We start from the raw sequence: 17,406 nt of genomic DNA, 5'->3' as shown, positions 1-17,406 counted from the left end.
GATTAATCCTTATGAAATAACACAGCCGAGATCATTAAATTACCATGGGACAACTCACCACCTTTAAACAAGCCTTGTTCACCAAAGGTAAACGGGCAGACAAACGGTGCCGTGTATAAAGCGGTGTTGATATTGTCGGCCACTTGGTCAAGGCGATCCTTGACATGAAGCATACACCCCGCACAGTAAATCGCCAGTCCACCGAGAGGTTGAGGCGTACGCAGTGCATGATCGTTTGCCGATTCCACCACTCGACTTGCACGAGCAATCAACCCTTCACTGGTACCAGTCATAAAGTGCGCGGTTTGTCCTACGGCTATTTGCGAGAATAGTTCCATGTGGCCGTCTTGGTTAACAAACATGGGGTGTGACAAGGTGTAATAAGGTAAGCCGTGTATCTTGCCCGTTTGTGTACCGAGCGGATACAAGGTTGATCGTGCGAACAGCGAGTCCCCTAAATCCAGCTTTTGCCCGGTTTCTTCTTCGTACCAGCCTTTATAAACCATCGATGCGGGTTTGTGATCCAAGCTAACTAAAGTGCGCCCACGTACCTCTGTGACGATGGCCTTTTTCGTTGTTGCCGCATAGCCAGAGTGAAATGAATAGCTCACCCGTGCTGTTGGATAAAAAACACTGATTGCGATCCCAGATCGCGCGGTTTGTTTATTATCGAAAATAGCCCATTGTCCGCCGACGGTATCGGCCGCTGCGGATCCACCTATCACTGGGACCGATACACCCAACTCTTCGCGAATGGCAGCTAATGTTGTCTCCTCATCACCCGGTGTACTGTGTAAAGCAATGAGTTTGGGGAGCTCGCCACAACGGCCGCTCTCTTCTATTGCTTGATTAAGCGCAATGCGCGCTGACTCGTGTATTGGACGATGGGCTTGATGTGGTACGAGGGATGTGCCGTAACTCCCCTTTTCATCGCTGCAAGCCCAGACTGCAGCTGTTGGCCCTTCGGTATAACCGGCTTGCGTCATGACACCACAGCATGTCGTACAACCTATTATTGGCACGCCAGGGAAAAGCACGACCATCGCTTGCTGGAGTGCATCAACATCGTATTGCTCCGTGCAGTAGAGCATTAAAAGCTTAGGGGCTTTTAGACGACCCAACAAAGTGCGTGCCAGTGTTTGCGCAGCGTCCACTGCGTCTGGATTTTGTGTGCATGCCGTCGCTATCTTCATCTTAACGTTCGTTATCGTTCTCGCTATCTATCACGATTTTAATGATACCTGTATCAGGCAATCAAATCATTGCGCTAGTCGGCTGAAATAGCGCTTAAAATCACGTATCCTGTATATCCTATTTATATCGCTAGAGCGCTCAACATGGATTGTCGACCCGTTGCGTTATTCGGTGGAGCCTGCACCTTGGGTGCCACTATCGCCTATCAATTAGCCGCAAAAGGCTACACCCCTATTATTGTCGATCACAATCAGAAGACAGCGCTCGATATTGTCGCTCATGATCCAAGAGTCAGGTTTAAAGAAGCACCTGCGCTCACCCCCGATATGCTCCACGCCACGCTTGATCAGTGTACCGTACAACTCTCCCCTTTTATCGGTGCCGTTGTCGTGTCTGAGCTGGGGCATGCCTATATACAATCACTGGGAGTTGATGGGCTGGATTCATTTTGTCAAATAGGTGCTCGTTGTGTCGTTATTGATACAAACAGCCATCTGGGCAGCGCGTCCCTAAATGACAAACTGGCTACAAATCGCCTGCAACGGATTAACAGTATAAGTTTCTGGTCGGATCACAATATTAACACTGATGTGGAAACATTACCGTCGCGTAAAAAGAGCGAAGTTTTATCTCCCTTGGTATGCTTTCTTTTAGGGGATGAAGCAAATAGCATTACTAATCAAGAGTTTATAATAAAATTGTGACAGGATATAAAAGGAAACACTTATAAATAAGCATTTCCTTTTATAATTATGACTAGAGAGAAAAAATAAGCTTTAAACCGCAGTTTTTTAGTCGATTTGAGGGTAATTAAATTTAAATTGATGTTGATCAAAGACAAGGTTAAACCTCATGGGATTTCGAGGTAAATCTTGTGTTTTCCACTGCCAAGTTAGCGTGATTTTATCCCCGTTTTGGTCCTGCATATCGCTGATTTCGATCTGCTTGTTCCCTTCTTCTCCCCAATAAGCCGAGTGTGGCTTTTTGTCGGAAATCACTGAAAATATTATATAATCCTGTTCTTTTCTCCACGAGAACTCTACCGTTTGCTGAGATTGTGACGTGCCACAAAATCCACGTTCCCCTTCGCAGTCTATAATGGTCAATCCGGGTGTATAGACCAGCGTCCTCCAGAAGAAAGCAACCACCAAAAGTGTAAGCATAACGATGATTTGCGCGAGTCGTCCTCGAGTGAGTTTTTCTGCTGCCATGGGTAGCTTTCTCCGTGTTACAGAGGTCAAAGTTTTATAAGAAAGGTTGGTAAGCCGCACTAAGTGTGTGGGTTAGACCCTGTTTTTTAACCAGTATCTACAGTATGATTCTGGTCGAAAATGCCATTTTTACAAAGAAATAGCAACGGAGTGTGCAAAGTGGTTAAAAACCATACGCAACGGGGCGTTTTCTTAAAAATGGTATGTTAACAGGCGAAGCGGAGGCTTCGTCCGTATCAAACGTGAGTGTAGTTAACTAAAAGTGGAAGCATGCAATATGAGCCAAGTTAAGCAGCTTGAACAAGACTACAACTACCGCGTTGTCCGCTTATTTACCCTAACAACTATTTTGTGGGGTATTGTGGGCATGGCTGTAGGTGTACTTATTGCCGCTCAATTAGTGTGGCCTGCACTGAACTTTGATATTCCGTATTTGACGTATAGCCGTCTGCGCCCACTGCATACCAACGCAGTGATTTTCGCTTTCGGTACCAGTGCGTTGTTTGCAACCTCTTATTATGTTGCACAGCGAACTTGTCAAACACGGTTGTTCGGAGGGAAGTTAGCAGAGTTCACCTTCTGGGGTTGGCAAGCCATCATCCTTTCTGCAGCCATCTCGCTGCCAATGGGATACACCACCTCTAAAGAGTACGCTGAACTAGAGTGGCCAATTGATATCGCCATCGCGGTGGTATGGGTCGCATACGCTATCGTGTTCTTTGGCACGCTTATCAAGCGTAAAACGTCACATATTTATGTGGCCAACTGGTTCTTCGGTGCCTTTATTCTGACCATCGCGGTGTTACACATCGTCAACAGCATGGCAATCCCTGTTTCACCGATGAAATCTTACTCCATCTATGCTGGCGCAGTTGATGCGATGGTTCAGTGGTGGTATGGACATAATGCGGTTGGTTTCCTGCTGACGGCAGGCTTTTTGGGCATGATGTATTACTTCGTACCTAAACAAGCGGGTCGCCCTGTTTATTCGTATCGACTTTCAATCGTCCACTTCTGGGCATTGATTTCTCTCTACATCTGGGCGGGTCCTCACCACCTTCATTACACGGCTCTGCCCGATTGGACACAGTCACTGGGGATGGTGATGTCGTTAATCTTGTTTGCACCTTCGTGGGGCGGGATGATTAACGGTATTATGACGTTATCAGGTGCGTGGCATAAACTTCGCTATGATCCCATTTTGCGCTTCCTTATTGTGTCTTTGTCATTCTATGGCATGTCCACGTTTGAAGGCCCAATGATGTCGATCAAGACAGTTAATGCCTTGTCGCACTACACCGACTGGACAATCGGTCACGTTCATTCTGGTGCACTCGGCTGGGTTGCGATGGTCTCTATCGGCTCAATCTACCACTTGATTCCAAAACTGTTTGGCCAAGAGCGTATGTACTCGGTGTCTTTGGTGAACGTACACTTCTGGCTGGCCACGATTGGTACCGTGCTTTACATCGTTGCCATGTGGATTTCTGGTGTGATGCAAGGTCTGATGTGGCGCGCGGTCAACACTGACGGTACGTTGACATACAGCTTTGTGGAGTCATTGGAAGCCTCCTATCCGTTCTACTTCGTCCGCTTTATCGGCGGTGCGATTTTCCTATCAGGTATGTTCTTGATGGCTTACAACGCATATAAAACAATTCGTGCGCCTGAAGCTAGCTTGAAATCGCTTGAGCCTGCGGTGTAAGGAGGACGATTAAATGAGTTCAAATCGCCACGAGATAGTAGAAAAAAACACAGGTTTGCTAGCGATTTTGATCATCGTTGCAATCAGCTTTGGTGCATTGGTGGAGATAACGCCACTGATTTACCAAAAGCAAACCACTGAACCGGTGGACAACCTTCGCCCGTATACAGCGTTAGAAATGGAAGGACGAGACATCTACATCCGTGAAGGGTGCAACGTGTGTCACAGTCAAATGGTTCGCCCATTTCGCGCTGAAACCGAGCGTTACGGCCACTATGCTGTCGCAGGGGAAAGTGTTTGGGAGCATCCCTTCTTATGGGGCTCTAAACGTACTGGTCCTGATCTCGCCCGAGTTGGGGATCGTTACTCTGACGAATGGCACCGCGTTCACTTAATTAATCCACGTGACGTAGTACCTGAATCGAACATGCCTGGCTTCCCTTGGTTAGCAGAGAACAAGCTAGATGGGGAAACAACAGCCGCGAAGCTGAAAGTATTCCGTGACCAATTTGGTGTGCCATACACCGATGAGGACATCGAGAATGCTAAGGCGGCAGTTGAAGGTAAAACGGAGATAGAAGCGCTGATTGCTTATCTTCAGTCACTAGGTCACGCAATGAAGTAATAAGGAGGGCCTATGGATATCGGCACCTTTCATAGTATCTGGACAGTTGTCCTTTTTGTGAGCTTCATTGGGATCGTTGTTTGGGCTTATAGCAAACGTCGCAAAAAGCACTTTGATGAAGCGGCTAACCTGATTTTCGACGATGAGGAGAACAATCAGGATAAGTCCAATAACAAGACAGGAGATAATCGCTAATGAGTACGTTTTGGAGTATCTTCGTAACAGTCATCGTACTCGGCACGATTGCTGGCTGTGCTGCTCTTATCATTTGGACAACCAAAGATAAAATGGGCGTCGCAGAAGGCGATGACATGGGTCACGAGTATGACGGTATTCGTGAACTCAACAACCCACTGCCTAAGTGGTGGTCGTACATGTTTTGGGCGACTTTAGTGTTCGGCTTGGGGTACCTTATCCTCTATCCGGGGCTGGGTAACTTTGCTGGCGTATTAGGCTGGAAAAGTTCGTACCAAGACGTAAGCAGTGTCGAGGAATCGCGTGAGTTAATGGCAAAAGCGCAAGAAGCGCAGCACATTAACCAATATGCGATGGAGCTCGAGGCAGCTGACAAGGTGTTTGGTGAAGCGTTCCGCAAACTCGCCTACCAAGAAGATGGCAAATCATTGCGTCCGATTACTCAAATCGCGCGTAATGAAGAAGCTTTGAAAGTGGGTCAACGTTTGTTTAGCCAAAACTGTGCGGCCTGCCATGGGTCGGATGCGCGCGGTCAGGCTGGTTTCCCGAATCTCACCGACGACGCGTGGTTGTATGGCGGTGAGCCTGAAACCATTAAAGCCACCCTTCTCCATGGCCGAAAAGGCAACATGCCGGCTTGGTTGGACACCATGGGTGAAGAAGGCGTGAAAGAAGTCACTGCTTATGCACTGAGCTTGTCAGGTCGTAAAGTGGATCCGCAAATGGCTGCCAAGGGTAAATCTCGCTTTGTTGTATGTGCCGCATGTCACGGCACGGATGGCAAAGGTAACCCTGCCTTTGGTGCGCCGGATTTAACTGACAATATCTGGCTATATGGTGGCTCTCGTCGTGCCGTCGAGCAAACCATTCGTGGTGGTCGTCAAGGCGTGATGCCCGCATGGGAAGCTCACCTTGGCGAAGAAAAAATCCAGATACTCTCTGCCTATGTATGGCGTTTGAGTAATCCTGAAGTAGAATAAGCACTTAGGTGTGATACAGCCCCTGCTTGCAGGGGCTTCTTAAATGTAAATGCTCAAACCGAGGAGCTTCTGATGGTAACACCCTGGTACAAGCAGTTTTGGCCTTGGTTCCTGATTGCCCTTCCCGCTTCTGTTGTCGTCGCGAGTTTGTTAACTGTGACCGTCTTTTCGATGAATTCTGTGTCTCTGGTGGCAGAAGACTATTACAAGAAAGGCAAGGCGATTAATGTTGATCTTTCCAAGCTGAAAGTCGCGGCTCAGCTGGGGATCTCAGCACAACTATCGTCTAGCGACCAGGCAATTGCGATAGCACTAGATAAAGGCGATCTCGAGTCATTTCCTGCGCTCAAGGTGCATATTCAACACCGTACGCTCGAGCGAAAAGATGTGAATGTGATGGTAAATCCAAACCAAGCAGGGGTTTATCATATCGATCTTGCTGAACCAATATCTGGGCCTTGGTTTATCGAAATCACTTCATTCGATAAGCAATGGAAAGTTCACGGTCGTATCAATTTCCCTGTCTCAACTCCCCTGACGTTAACCGGTAAGCAGTAACCATGACCACGCCTTGTTATCACTGTGGTGATCCTGTGCTAACAGGAGACACCTACCAAGTAGTGATTTTCGATAAACCCCGCCTTATGTGTTGCCCTGGCTGCCAAGCCGTGGCAACCACGATCGTAGACAGTGGTTTGAGTTCTTATTATCAATATCGCACAGAGAACGCTGATAAGGCCGACTTAGTCCCCGAAGAGCTCAAATCACTGACGCTATACGATAATCAAGATGTACAACAAGAGTTTGTCCGCGACGTGGCAGACCAAAAAGAGGTGACGTTGTCACTTGATGGTGTTTCTTGCGCAGCGTGTGCTTGGTTGATTGAAAAGCAACTGCAGCGCACCACGGGCGTGACACATATTCAGGTCAACACGACCACGAACCGCGCCCAGGTGCGTTGGGATGACGCTGAAACGTCGCTGAGCACAATACTCACGCGCATCCACCATCTTGGGTACAAGGCTGCGCCTTTTGAGGCCGACAGGCAAGAGCAGCAATACCATCGTAATATGAAGCAATACTTGTATCGGCTGGGCATTGCTGGCCTGGCCACCATGCAAGTGATGATGTTAGCCGTGGCGATGTATTTTGAAGTTTTTGGCGATATGGATGAAACCTTTCGCAATTACTTCCGGTGGATAAGTTTAATCTTCGCGACGCCTGTCTTACTTTATTCTGCGTTGCCCTTTTACACCAATGCGTGGCGCAACCTAAAAGCCCGTACATTGGGCATGGACGTGCCCGTTTCTATTGCTTTGTTATTTGCTTATTTTTCTAGCTTGTACGCCACAGTGACCGGAAAAGGGGAAGTGTTTTTCGAATCGGTGGCGATGTTTACCTTCTTCTTGCTACTTGGGCGTTTTCTGGAAATGCGCGCACGCCGCACGGCTGCAGCAGCCAGCGCCAACTTGTTAAAACTGGTTCCCAAAATGGCGCGCCGTCTTAACGGTGAAGCCGTGCCAGCTAACAGTCTGAAAGTAGGCGATAACATTCGCGTATTGCCCGGGGAGCCCTTTCCTGCCGATGGAAAAATATTGTCTGGCACGACGTCCGTCGATGAAGCCATGCTGACAGGCGAGTCACTACCACAAACTAAGCGACTGGGTGATGCCGTTTATGCCGGCACCATGAATGTGGAAGGGAATGTCGATATTTGTGTGACGAGTAATCACAAAGAGTCTCTCGTGGCTCATATTGTGCGTTTGCAAGATGAAGCTCAAATGGCAAAACCCAAGGTGGCGGTGCTGGCAGACCATATCGCGCGTTACTTTGTCGCCGCCATCTTAATTATTTCCGCATCGACTTGGCTCTATTGGCATTTTGTTCAACCTGAGGATGCCTTTTGGATCATGCTATCCGTGCTTGTTGCCACCTGCCCTTGCGCATTGTCACTCGCCACACCCACGGCCCTTACTTGCTCAACATCGACCTTTGGCCAGCTCGGTATCATGTTACGCCGAGGCCACGTTTTGGAAACCTTAACCAAGGTGAATCGATTGGTGGTTGATAAAACAGGTACACTGACCGAGGGGGAGGTGAAAATTGATTCAGTCCACATGTTTGCTGCTGACGTTAGCGAACAATCGGCCTTGAACATTGCGGCCAGCTTAGAGGGATTTGCCAATCATCCCATCGCCAACGCGTTCCAATCAAAAGCGACTGAGTTTCTGACAGTCAAAGCGGCAGACAACCATATTGGTCAAGGGATAAGCGGCGAGATCAATGGCCAGCATTGGCGTATTGGCAAAGCGGCGTTTGCCCTATCTTCACCTAAAACTGAGTATGACTCCTATCCCGTTGTACTCAGTTGTGACGAGCAAGTGGTGGCCGCGTTTTCACTGACCGATCCGATTCGTCCCAGTAGCGCACGCTTGATAGCCGCATTTAAACAAGCTGGGATTCAAACCACCATGCTAACCGGTGATCAGTCTCGCAACGTTGACCAAGTAGCGAATGAGCTTGGGATTGATTCTGTGATTTCAGGCGTATCTCCGCAAGGCAAACTGGCGTATCTTCAAAGCCTTGATGATGACACCGTGACGCTGATGGTCGGTGATGGCGTCAATGATGCGCCCGTTTTAGCCGGCGCCCACTTGTCGGTTGCGATGGGCGGAGGCACTGACATCGCCAAATCATCTGCCGATATGGTGCTGTTAAGTGATGATTTGGAGAAACTACTAACGGCAAGACGTCTAGCCCAACAAACGCGCCGTATTATCCGCGAGAACTTAACCTGGGCCCTTGGCTACAACATCACTATCCTACCCTTAGCGGTTATGGGCTATGTCGCTCCTTACGTTGCGGTGGTAGGCATGTCAGCAAGCTCGATTATCGTGGTATCTAACTCGCTGCGCCTACTTAATAGAAAAGAGGATTAGCGTTATGGCTAGTTTGTACATTTTGATCCCCATCGCCATCATGCTGGTTTGCGTGGCTGCCGTCGTGTTTATCTGGGCCGTCAAATCTGATCAATTCGAGGATCTAGAACGACAAGGATCTTCGATCCTTTTTGATGAAGAAGAGCCGGAGAAAGACACCGGATCACAATCAAGCCAATCAACCGAACCTCACGCGTCGACGCAAGATGACAAACATTGATTTTATTGGTGCCCTCGTAATTGGCTTGTTGGGGGCTGGCCACTGTCTAGGGATGTGTGGCGGGGTTGCTGCGGCTATGTCTCTTGGCATTCCTCCGCAAAAAGCCAAATGGCCTTATCTTGTCTTGTATAACTTGGGGCGAATCAGCTCATATACCGTTGCCGGCGCAATGATCGGTGGTACCGTAGCCTCCTTGCTTGCTTTGTCTGATTTAACGCAGCACCTTGCGGTATTGCGACTGTTTGCTGCAATCATGATGTTGCTATTAGCAGCCTATATGGCCCAAGTGTGGAATGGCCTTAGCTATATTGAGCGACTGGGTAGCAAACTTTGGCGAGTTATTTCTCCGCTAACGTCCAAACTAATGCCACTGCGTTCGCCGTTATATGCGTATCCCTTTGGCCTTGTGTGGGGCTGGCTCCCCTGTGGGCTCGTTTACTCAGCGCTGAGTTGGGCCGCTGTTGCAGGCAGCGCATCGGGAGGCGGCCTTGTAATGTTCGGGTTTGGATTAGGGACGTTACCGGCGATGTTAACCGTTGGTGCCCTTGCCGAGCGGATTAAGCCAATTCTTAACAACCACTTACTGCGTTTGATATGTGCCACAATGTTAGCGCTTTATGGCTTTTATACGGCTTATTCAGCGCTCAAACTCCTGATATAAGGTCGACCTAGCACACAATCATGGTGTAATATGTCTATTGACGTTTATCAATTTCAGGCAGGTGTATGGTGTCGAATAAGATCATCACTCGGCGGGTTCAGTCAGGCGGTTGTGCAATTCATTGTCAAGATTGCAGTATCAGCCAGCTTTGCATTCCCTTTACGTTAAATGAGCAAGAGTTGGATCAACTGGATAGCATCATTGAGCGAAAAAAACCTATTCAGAAAGGCCAAGAACTGTTCAAAGCCGGTGATAATCTGCGAGCGCTGTATGCGATTCGTTCAGGTACGGTTAAGACCTACACAATCACAGAACAAGGTGATGAGCAGATAACAGCATTCCACCTTGCCGGAGATTTGGTGGGGTTTGACGCGATTAATGACAGTGAGCATCCTAGCTTTGCTCAAGCGCTAGAAACGTCAATGATTTGTGAGATCCCCTACGACACCCTTGATGACCTCTCCGGTAAAATGCCCAAGCTTCGCCAACAAATCATGCGACTAATGAGCAATGAGATAAAAGGCGATCAGGATATGATTTTGCTGTTATCGAAGAAAACAGCTGAAGAGCGTCTGGCCGCTTTCCTTTATAGTCTATCGAAACGCTTTGCTCAGCGTGGGTTTTCTCCGCGAGAGTTCCGCCTTACCATGACGCGAGGTGATATTGGTAACTACCTGGGTCTCACCGTTGAAACGATCAGTCGCTTATTAGGCCGCTTCCAAAAGTCAGAAATCTTGGCGGTCAAAGGTAAATACATCACGGTTCTAGACTTGGAAGAGCTTGCACGTCTTGCGGATGAAGAGTGCTTTGTTTAGCAGAAAAAGTAAATAAGTTGTTAATAAATGGCGCTTTATGCGCCATTTCTCTTTTTTGCTCTGTGGTGAGCAATTTCTTTCGCGTGAACGGGCTAAGTAGGTTAAAGTGAAATTAACCGATGCATCTGTGCAAAGGAGGCAGATATGTCTAGGTACACGAACCTGCTCGTCGTCATTGATCCTTCCCAAGAACAACAGCCTGCACTTTCCCGTGCAGTCACGCTTAGCCAGCGAAGCGATGCAAAGGTTAAGCTCACTCTGTTTCTTGCCATTTATGATTTCTCTTACGAAATGACATCCATGCTCTCATCTGATGAGCGGCAAGCGATGCGCCAAGGTGTGATGCACCAACGTGAAGAATGGATGAATGAAGTTATTCAATCACACCATGCTCAAGCGTGTGAAATCGAAAAAGTCGTGGTATGGCATAACCGCCCTTACGAAGCGATTGTCGAACGCGTGCTGAGCCACCACCACGATTTGGTGGTTAAAGCGACACACCAACACGACACACTAGGCTCTGTCATCTTTACCCCCACCGATTGGCACTTGTTACGCAAATGCCCAAGTTCAGTGTTATTAGTTAAAGATCATGGTTGGCCAGATAAAGGCAAGATAGTCGCCTCTGTTCATGTAGCGTCTGAAACTGAAACTCACGCTGAGCTCAACGACAAATTGGTTGATGAAGGCAATATCATGAGTGCGATGTTAGGGGCTGAGTTGCACCTGGCTAACGCCTACCCTGCCACGCCGGTCAATATTACTATCGAGCTGCCTGACTTTGATCCAACATCGTATACTGATGCGGTACGAGGTCATCATCTCACGGCAATGAAAGCCTTGCGTCAGCGCCATCACATCGAAGAAACACGCACGCATGTCCAAGAAGGGTTGCCGGAAGATGTTATCCCTAACATTGCCCGAGAGCTGGATGCAGAGCTTGTTATTCTCGGTACCACAGGACGCACCGGCTTATCCGCGGTGTTTATCGGTAATACCGCAGAGCACATGATTGATCAACTCGACTGTGACTTACTTGCCATCAAACCTGATGGCTACATTAGCCCACTCGATCCTCGCGCTAACGATTAACCTTTTTCATTCCCTCATACAGCAGGCAGTGGCATTCACTGCCTGCTGTTGACTGGCATTTGTGGTCAAAATCCGTATCATACCCGCCATTCATGCACACTGGCAGTGTAATGCGTTTACCTTGCCTGACAACGCGATAGTACTTATGAGCACCGAAGAGCTGAGCAAAGCACAAAAATACGGATTTAATAAACTGCAAAAGCGCATTCGTCGCAACACCGGACAAGCGATTGCCGACTTTAATATGATCGAAGATGGCGATCGCATTATGGTTTGTTTATCAGGCGGCAAAGATAGCTATACCCTGCTTGATATGCTGCAAAGCCTGCAAAAGAGCGCGCCAGTTTCATTCCAACTCATTGCGGTCAATTTAGATCAAAAGCAACCTGGGTTTCCTGAGCACATTTTGCCAGAGTATTTAGAGGGCTTGGGCGTCGAGTACAAAATTGTTGAAGAAGACACTTACTCCATCGTCAAAGAGAAAGTGCCTGAGGGCAAGACAACCTGTTCACTTTGTTCGCGACTTCGCCGCGGTATCTTGTATCGCACAGCGAAAGAGCTGGGTGCCACCAAAATTGCATTGGGCCATCACCGAGATGACATACTAGAGACCTTATTCTTGAACATGTTCTATGGCGGCAAGATGAAAGGCATGCCACCGAAGCTCGTCTCTGACAACGGCGAACATGTGGTGATCCGTCCACTGGCCTATTGCCGAGAAAAAGACATTGAGCGTTATTCAGAGCAAAAAGCCTTCCCGATCATTCCGTGTAACCTTTGTGGCTCACAGCCCAACCTACAACGCCAAGTGATCAAAGATATGCTCCGAGATTGGGATAAGCGCTATCCAGGCCGCATTGAGACGATGTTCCGAGCAATGCAAAATATCGTCCCTTCGCATATGGCCGATACCGAGCTGTTTAATTTTAAATCCGTCGCAGCGGGTATGGCGTTTGAGGGGGATGGTGATACCGCATTCGATAAGGAAAACTTTACCGATCCGGCGCCCGTTTCAGAGAGCCCTGTCGAGGTTGACCCTAACTTATCACTCGACGTGGTCAATGTCGGCACATAGTGTTTGAAGCATGACAGAATTGTCGTTGGCCCTAAATGGCCTGCTAATAAAAACGCCCACTTTAAACAGTGGGCGTTTTTTGTCGTTTCAGCTTTCTACATCCTGCGCACTGTGTCTTTGAAGCTCAGTGTAGGCTTGAAGTCTCTCGCCGTTTATCCGTTTTTCGGCAACCAAGGCGACACCTTGATGGGAGCCTCTGGCAGCGTTAACGTGGCGCTATCGCCAAGGTGATTGACATCTATAATGGCTTGGTGAGCATCGATTGGGTATTTTTTTCCCTCACTGCTAGTCACCGCCCCCGTCACCGAGGGCGAAAAATGCAAGACGACTCCCTGTGTCTTCGGCATAAACCAAGAAGCAAACATCCCGCCTAAATTTTCCATCATCGTATCCATCTGAGGCAACCAACTCTTAATCTGCTGGCTAGTTAATTTCTTTCCTACTGGCTGATCAACCAATACCTGGAACGAAATATCGCAGTTACGGTCGGCGGGGGTTTCAACGAAGACATCCGGGTTCACTTTGCGGAGCTGGTTATCGAGAGGAAGCGGCAGCGCTTGAGAGGCTGGAACGTCAAAGGCTTCATAATGCTCTTCTTTGCTCATCCATGCGCGAGAGATCGGGCAGACCTCTCCCGACTCGGCCGAGACCATAAAGTACGCCACACCAATATCAGGATGCCCTTCTTCCACGTTATGTTTAAGCTGAGTAAATAGCTTGCTATAGCTAAAACGGTATGTATCGGCACTGGCCGGGACACTCACCATTCCCAGCACAACCAGTACACTGGCTAATTTTTTCATCAGAACTCCAGTTGCAGACTCAAAGCGGAATCAGGCGTCAAAGGTGTCTTGGTCAGATGACGACGGATTAGTCGTACTATTACTATTTGGCGCCCTTTCTCCATTCTCATCATGTGACACTGTCACCTCTACGCCGACGCCAAACATTTCTCGATAAATCACACCTTTAACATTGAAGAGAAAGGGTAACGCCCAAACCAAGGCAAAGCCAGCGGTGGCAAAAGAAATGAGAAATAGCACGCCAACAACCGCATAAATAGTTGCCATTTGAAACAGCTTCTTGTTCACCGCCCGGAAGGACACGGTGAGTGCTTTAACCGGCGTGAGGCGTTTTTCACAAATCAATAGCGGCGACATAGAAAACGCCATCGCAACATAAAGGCTCAGTAATGGAAAAATCATGCTCGCCACACTTTGCAATGTCGCCGACAGGCAGATCACGACCGTCACGGGTAAAGCAAACACGAGCCCTTTTAGTAGATGGCGTGGTTTAGAACGAAATCCTATAGCGTGACTCAAGCCCATTAAGCTCGCCCCTGCATATAAGGGCGCAATCAGCACCTCGGACGTAAAATTCGCCAACCACACGGATGAAATCATATCTGTGGTGAGCTCACGTTGACCGACTAATGCTTCAAATAAATGCGACGGTGCCCCCAACAACAACGTCAGCATCAACATTAAGATACCTATTTGAGTCGCGAACAGACATAAGGTGGCGGGCAAAAACGACCAGAAGTGCTTGAAAGTCTGGGAGAAAGCTTCTTTGATGATTTCAAATGGATCGAGCCGGTAGCGACCGTTTAGCGCCGTTTCTATCGACCCACCGATATGTAAAGCATTGTTGTATTCTTGTTGACTCATAATCGTTATCTATCATGACTAATGCACCCAGTATATCTGACTGTAACCCATAGCCAAAAATCATTCTGACAAATAAGGAAAAATAACCCGAACGCCTTTGCGTAGACACTGGTCTGGTTTAGGCTGGAACAACAGACACCCAAGTACCAAAACGAGAGAAAAACTGCTTTAACTTCGACTGACACGCGTCTATTATGCGCCGTCTGTTTTATGGGTACGAATGTACAAGACAATTTGCCAGGTAGAGAGAGAACGAACCATTGAAGCACGCAAATGTATCTCACAAACCGGTTGTCGAGCTCGCGTCACTAACCAAAAGTTTCGACGGCAAAGAAATCATCTCCCGTTTCAACCTAACGGTCAATAACGGAGAATTCCTAACGATCCTTGGCCCTTCAGGCTGTGGTAAAACAACCGTACTGCGTTTGATTGCGGGGCTGGAAGATGCCGACAGTGGTGCTGTCGTTATTGATGGCAAAGATGTCACGACCCTCCCAGCAGAAAAACGCAATGTAAATACTGTCTTTCAAAGCTATGCGCTTTTCCCACATATGACAGTGTTTGAAAACGTCGCATTTGGCCTGCGCATGCAGGGCGTGAATCATCACCATATTGAACCTCGGGTGATGGAAGCGCTGCGAATGGTACAGCTTGACCATTACGCCTCTCGTAAACCTCATCAATTGTCTGGCGGACAGCAGCAACGTATCGCGATTGCACGCGCCGTGGTGAATAAACCTAGCGTGCTCTTGCTGGATGAATCCCTCTCTGCACTCGATTACAAACTGCGTAAACAAATGCAGATGGAGCTGAAACAGCTGCAACGCAAACTGGGGATTACTTTTATCTTCGTTACCCACGATCAAGAAGAAGCCCTCTCGATGTCAGATCGTATTATCGTTATGCGTGATGGCGAAATCGAGCAAGACGGCTCACCACGTGAGATATATGAAGAGCCCAAGAACTTATTCGTGGCGCGCTTTATTGGCGAAATCAATGTGTTTGATGCCAGTGTGATTAAACGCATCGATGACAAGCGTATTTGGGCCCGGGTTGAATCTCGTGAGTGTGAAGTGTATTGCAAGCTCGATGTGCATCCGGGTGACGCTATCAAGGTATTGCTTCGCCCTGAAGACATCCGCTTGGAAGAAATTCATGGTAATGCCAAGCCCAACGGTATTGTCGGCTACGTACGCGAGCGAAATTACAAAGGTATGACCCTCGACTCGGTGCTCGAGTTGCCATCAGGGCAAACCGTGATGGTGAGTGAGTTCTTCAATGAAGATGACCCAGACGTCGATCACTCCATCGACCAGAAGGTAGCTCTGACTTGGGTAGAAAGCTGGGAGGTGGTGCTGGCCGATGAAAAAGCTTAATCTGCAAACCGCCATCGTGGGGTTGGTCGTAGGTTGGTTGCTGATCTTTGTTTTTTTACCCAACTTAATGATTATCGCGACCAGCTTTTTAACCCGCGATGACGCTGATCTTATCGAGATGACCTTTACGCTGAGCAATTATGCGAAACTTCTCGATCCTCTTTATGCGAAAGTAGTCTGGCACTCTTTCTATATGGCGGCTTTGGCGACACTGATCTGCCTACTGATCGGCTATCCATTCGCGTTTATCATTGCCAAAATGCCTAAAAACACACGCCCTTTGATGCTGTTTTTAGTGATTGTCCCGTTTTGGACTAACTCCTTGATCCGTACTTACGGGCTAAAAATATTTCTTGGTACCCGTGGGCTACTCAATGAAAGTATGATGTGGCTTGGTTTAATAGAACGCCCCGTTCGTATTATGTATACCGAATATGCGGTGATGGTGGGTCTTGTCTATATTTTGCTGCCGTTTATGATTCTGCCGCTCTATTCAAGCATTGAGAAATTGGACCGTAGCTACCTGGAAGCAGCGCGTGATTTAGGCGCCAACAAACTCCAATGCTTTTTGCGTGTGATCCTGCCGCTGACCACACCCGGTATTATTGCCGGCAGTTTGCTAGTGATTCTTCCCGCCCTAGGTATGTTCTACGTCTCGGATTTACTCGGGGGAGCAAAAAACTTACTGATTGGTAATGTGATTAAAAGTCAGATTTTGAACGTTCGCGATTGGCCATTTGGCTCAGCGGCCAGTATTTCTCTGACGGTGTTAATGGGGCTGTTACTGTTTGCGTATTGGCGTGTGGGTAAGTGGATGAATCGCAAGGAGGCCTTATCATGATCCGGTGGTTTAGGAACAGTTTTCTCTCCTTGGTTTACGCCTTCCTTTACATCCCAATTCTGGTGTTGATCGTTAACTCGTTCAATGCCAGCAAATTTGGCATGAGTTGGAAAGGCTTCACGTTGGAGTGGTATGGGCAGCTGGTCAATAATCATAGCCTGATGCAAGCAGCGGGGAACTCATTAACCATTGCGGTTTTTTCTGCCAGCGCTGCCGCTATAATTGGTAGCTTGACCGCTGTTGCCCTTTTTCGCTACCGCTTTCGTGGTAAACAGTTTGTCAATGGCATGCTCTTTGTGGTGATGATGTCCCCGGATATTGTGATGGCGATTTCGTTATTGGCACTATTTGTTTTGATGGGTGCGCAACTGGGCTTTTTAACCCTACTGCTTTCTCATATCACCTTCTGCCTACCATTCGTGGTCGTCACGGTATACAGCCGCTTAAATGGTTTTGACGTTAAAATGCTTGAAGCGGCACGTGATTTAGGCGCGAGCGAATGGGTGATCCTCAGCAAGATTATTTTGCCACTGGCGGCACCGGCGGTCGGTGCAGGTTGGCTACTAAGTTTTACCCTTTCGCTGGACGACGTTATCGTTAGCTCATTTGTTACCGGGCCAAGCTATGAAATTTTGCCCTTAAAGATTTATTCGATGGTTAAAGTGGGCGTATCACCCGAAGTGAATGCACTTGCCACTATCATGTTATTGGTGTCGTTAGTGTTAGTCATGTGCTCGCAATGGCTCGCGAAAGACAGGTTAAAATAACCCTTGCGCGAGGGCTGCTATTCCACCAGCAGCCCTTTTTTCT

Annotated in this window: 19 protein-coding genes; 15 read left to right on the top strand and 4 right to left on the bottom strand. The window is 48.1% G+C overall.

Annotated features, from left to right (window positions below; translation table 11 throughout):
* Positions 1–2: 2 nt before the first annotated feature.
* Positions 3–1,193, bottom strand: coding sequence for an FIST signal transduction protein (locus N8M53_RS06500; protein WP_269579928.1), 1,191 nt, complete (start codon positions 1,191–1,193; stop codon positions 3–5).
* A 186-nt stretch (positions 1,194–1,379) separates the two neighbouring features.
* Here N8M53_RS06500 and N8M53_RS06495 point away from each other — a divergent pair, with 186 nt between their 5' ends.
* Positions 1,380–1,898, top strand: coding sequence for a hypothetical protein (locus N8M53_RS06495; protein ID WP_269579927.1), 519 nt, complete (start codon positions 1,380–1,382; stop codon positions 1,896–1,898).
* Between the two features lie 87 nt (positions 1,899–1,985).
* Here the strand turns inward: N8M53_RS06495 and N8M53_RS06490 are convergent, their stop codons facing one another.
* A complete protein-coding gene (locus tag N8M53_RS06490; RefSeq protein ID WP_269579926.1) occupies positions 1,986–2,405 on the bottom strand; it encodes a hypothetical protein in 420 nt (139 codons plus the stop codon).
* 277 nt (positions 2,406–2,682) lie between these two features.
* On the opposite strand from N8M53_RS06490, the gene ccoN reads away from it, so the two are divergent.
* The 11 genes from ccoN (at position 2,683) to ttcA (ending at position 12,712) form a co-directional block, all read left to right on the top strand.
* Complete coding sequence (ccoN, locus tag N8M53_RS06485; protein WP_046073229.1) at positions 2,683–4,110, top strand: cytochrome-c oxidase, cbb3-type subunit I; 1,428 nt, start codon at positions 2,683–2,685, stop codon at positions 4,108–4,110.
* 13 nt (positions 4,111–4,123) lie between these two features.
* Complete coding sequence (gene ccoO / locus N8M53_RS06480) at positions 4,124–4,735, top strand: cytochrome-c oxidase, cbb3-type subunit II (protein ID WP_046073230.1); 612 nt, start codon at positions 4,124–4,126, stop codon at positions 4,733–4,735.
* A gap of 12 nt (positions 4,736–4,747) precedes the next feature.
* The gene (locus N8M53_RS06475; protein ID WP_046073231.1) at positions 4,748–4,930 is read left to right on the top strand and encodes a CcoQ/FixQ family Cbb3-type cytochrome c oxidase assembly chaperone; all 183 of its coding nucleotides are present in this window, start codon (positions 4,748–4,750) and stop codon (positions 4,928–4,930) included.
* Positions 4,930–5,910 (top strand): cytochrome-c oxidase, cbb3-type subunit III, encoded by a 981-nt coding sequence (gene ccoP, locus N8M53_RS06470; RefSeq protein WP_269579925.1) that lies wholly within the window; start codon positions 4,930–4,932, stop codon positions 5,908–5,910. The genes N8M53_RS06475 and ccoP overlap by 1 nt, the downstream gene beginning before the upstream one ends.
* A gap of 72 nt (positions 5,911–5,982) precedes the next feature.
* Positions 5,983–6,468: a FixH family protein gene (locus tag N8M53_RS06465; protein WP_269579924.1), complete on the top strand. Its 486-nt coding sequence runs from the start codon at positions 5,983–5,985 to the stop codon at positions 6,466–6,468.
* Between the two features lie 2 nt (positions 6,469–6,470).
* Positions 6,471–8,849, top strand: a complete 2,379-nt coding sequence (locus tag N8M53_RS06460; RefSeq protein ID WP_269579923.1) for a heavy metal translocating P-type ATPase — start codon at positions 6,471–6,473, stop codon at positions 8,847–8,849.
* A 4-nt stretch (positions 8,850–8,853) separates the two neighbouring features.
* Positions 8,854–9,069: a cbb3-type cytochrome oxidase assembly protein CcoS gene (gene ccoS, locus N8M53_RS06455; RefSeq protein ID WP_269579922.1), complete on the top strand. Its 216-nt coding sequence runs from the start codon at positions 8,854–8,856 to the stop codon at positions 9,067–9,069.
* The gene (locus tag N8M53_RS06450; protein WP_269579921.1) at positions 9,056–9,730 is read left to right on the top strand and encodes a sulfite exporter TauE/SafE family protein; all 675 of its coding nucleotides are present in this window, start codon (positions 9,056–9,058) and stop codon (positions 9,728–9,730) included. Before ccoS ends, N8M53_RS06450 begins: the two co-directional genes overlap by 14 nt.
* A gap of 65 nt (positions 9,731–9,795) precedes the next feature.
* Entirely contained in the window at positions 9,796–10,545 is a 750-nt protein-coding gene (locus tag N8M53_RS06445) for an FNR family transcription factor (protein WP_046073237.1), read from the top strand.
* 144 nt (positions 10,546–10,689) lie between these two features.
* On the top strand, positions 10,690–11,637 hold the full coding sequence (gene uspE / locus N8M53_RS06440) for a universal stress protein UspE (protein ID WP_269579920.1): 948 nt from the start codon (positions 10,690–10,692) through the stop codon (positions 11,635–11,637).
* Positions 11,638–11,782: 145 nt separating this feature from the next.
* Positions 11,783–12,712, top strand: a complete 930-nt coding sequence (gene ttcA, locus N8M53_RS06435; RefSeq protein WP_269579919.1) for a tRNA 2-thiocytidine(32) synthetase TtcA — start codon at positions 11,783–11,785, stop codon at positions 12,710–12,712.
* Positions 12,713–12,864: 152 nt separating this feature from the next.
* On the opposite strand, the gene N8M53_RS06430 is transcribed toward ttcA, so the two are convergent.
* Both N8M53_RS06430 and N8M53_RS06425 read right to left on the bottom strand, forming a co-directional pair.
* Positions 12,865–13,515 carry a DUF2987 domain-containing protein gene (locus N8M53_RS06430; RefSeq protein WP_269579918.1) on the bottom strand — a complete coding sequence of 217 codons (651 nt, stop codon included), beginning with the start codon at positions 13,513–13,515 and terminating at the stop codon, positions 12,865–12,867.
* A gap of 30 nt (positions 13,516–13,545) precedes the next feature.
* A complete protein-coding gene (locus N8M53_RS06425) occupies positions 13,546–14,379 on the bottom strand; it encodes a hypothetical protein (RefSeq protein ID WP_269579917.1) in 834 nt (277 codons plus the stop codon).
* A 260-nt stretch (positions 14,380–14,639) separates the two neighbouring features.
* Here N8M53_RS06425 and potA point away from each other — a divergent pair, with 260 nt between their 5' ends.
* Genes potA through potC form a run of 3 tightly spaced genes read left to right on the top strand, consistent with a single transcriptional unit; the run spans position 14,640 to position 17,363 of the window.
* Entirely contained in the window at positions 14,640–15,755 is a 1,116-nt protein-coding gene (gene potA, locus N8M53_RS06420; protein WP_269579916.1) for a spermidine/putrescine ABC transporter ATP-binding protein PotA, read from the top strand.
* Positions 15,742–16,596: a spermidine/putrescine ABC transporter permease PotB gene (gene potB / locus N8M53_RS06415; protein ID WP_269579915.1), complete on the top strand. Its 855-nt coding sequence runs from the start codon at positions 15,742–15,744 to the stop codon at positions 16,594–16,596. Before potA ends, potB begins: the two co-directional genes overlap by 14 nt.
* Positions 16,593–17,363, top strand: a complete 771-nt coding sequence (gene potC / locus N8M53_RS06410; protein WP_269579914.1) for a spermidine/putrescine ABC transporter permease PotC — start codon at positions 16,593–16,595, stop codon at positions 17,361–17,363. Before potB ends, potC begins: the two co-directional genes overlap by 4 nt.
* Positions 17,364–17,406 lie beyond the last annotated feature (43 nt).

Origin of the sequence: Salinivibrio kushneri, assembly GCF_027286325.1 — a bacterium.
GTDB lineage: Bacteria > Pseudomonadota > Gammaproteobacteria > Enterobacterales > Vibrionaceae > Salinivibrio > Salinivibrio kushneri_A.
Note: the sequence above shows the minus strand (reverse complement) of the source record. Positions and strands in the feature narration are given on the sequence as shown.

Coding starts and splice junctions, on each gene's coding strand:
- ccoN (WP_046073229.1), top strand. CDS start 2,683: ATGAGCCAAGTTAAGCAGCTTGAACAAGACTACAACTACCGCGTTGTC.
- N8M53_RS06475 (WP_046073231.1), top strand. CDS start 4,748: ATGGATATCGGCACCTTTCATAGTATCTGGACAGTTGTCCTTTTTGTG.
- N8M53_RS06445 (WP_046073237.1), top strand. CDS start 9,796: ATGGTGTCGAATAAGATCATCACTCGGCGGGTTCAGTCAGGCGGTTGT.
- N8M53_RS06425 (WP_269579917.1), bottom strand. CDS start 14,379: ATGAGTCAACAAGAATACAACAATGCTTTACATATCGGTGGGTCGATA.
- N8M53_RS06490 (WP_269579926.1), bottom strand. CDS start 2,405: ATGGCAGCAGAAAAACTCACTCGAGGACGACTCGCGCAAATCATCGTT.
- ccoP (WP_269579925.1), top strand. CDS start 4,930: ATGAGTACGTTTTGGAGTATCTTCGTAACAGTCATCGTACTCGGCACG.
- N8M53_RS06450 (WP_269579921.1), top strand. CDS start 9,056: ATGACAAACATTGATTTTATTGGTGCCCTCGTAATTGGCTTGTTGGGG.
- N8M53_RS06430 (WP_269579918.1), bottom strand. CDS start 13,515: ATGAAAAAATTAGCCAGTGTACTGGTTGTGCTGGGAATGGTGAGTGTC.
- ttcA (WP_269579919.1), top strand. CDS start 11,783: ATGAGCACCGAAGAGCTGAGCAAAGCACAAAAATACGGATTTAATAAA.
- potC (WP_269579914.1), top strand. CDS start 16,593: ATGATCCGGTGGTTTAGGAACAGTTTTCTCTCCTTGGTTTACGCCTTC.
- N8M53_RS06500 (WP_269579928.1), bottom strand. CDS start 1,193: ATGAAGATAGCGACGGCATGCACACAAAATCCAGACGCAGTGGACGCT.
- uspE (WP_269579920.1), top strand. CDS start 10,690: ATGTCTAGGTACACGAACCTGCTCGTCGTCATTGATCCTTCCCAAGAA.
- N8M53_RS06465 (WP_269579924.1), top strand. CDS start 5,983: ATGGTAACACCCTGGTACAAGCAGTTTTGGCCTTGGTTCCTGATTGCC.
- N8M53_RS06460 (WP_269579923.1), top strand. CDS start 6,471: ATGACCACGCCTTGTTATCACTGTGGTGATCCTGTGCTAACAGGAGAC.
- ccoO (WP_046073230.1), top strand. CDS start 4,124: ATGAGTTCAAATCGCCACGAGATAGTAGAAAAAAACACAGGTTTGCTA.
- ccoS (WP_269579922.1), top strand. CDS start 8,854: ATGGCTAGTTTGTACATTTTGATCCCCATCGCCATCATGCTGGTTTGC.
- potB (WP_269579915.1), top strand. CDS start 15,742: ATGAAAAAGCTTAATCTGCAAACCGCCATCGTGGGGTTGGTCGTAGGT.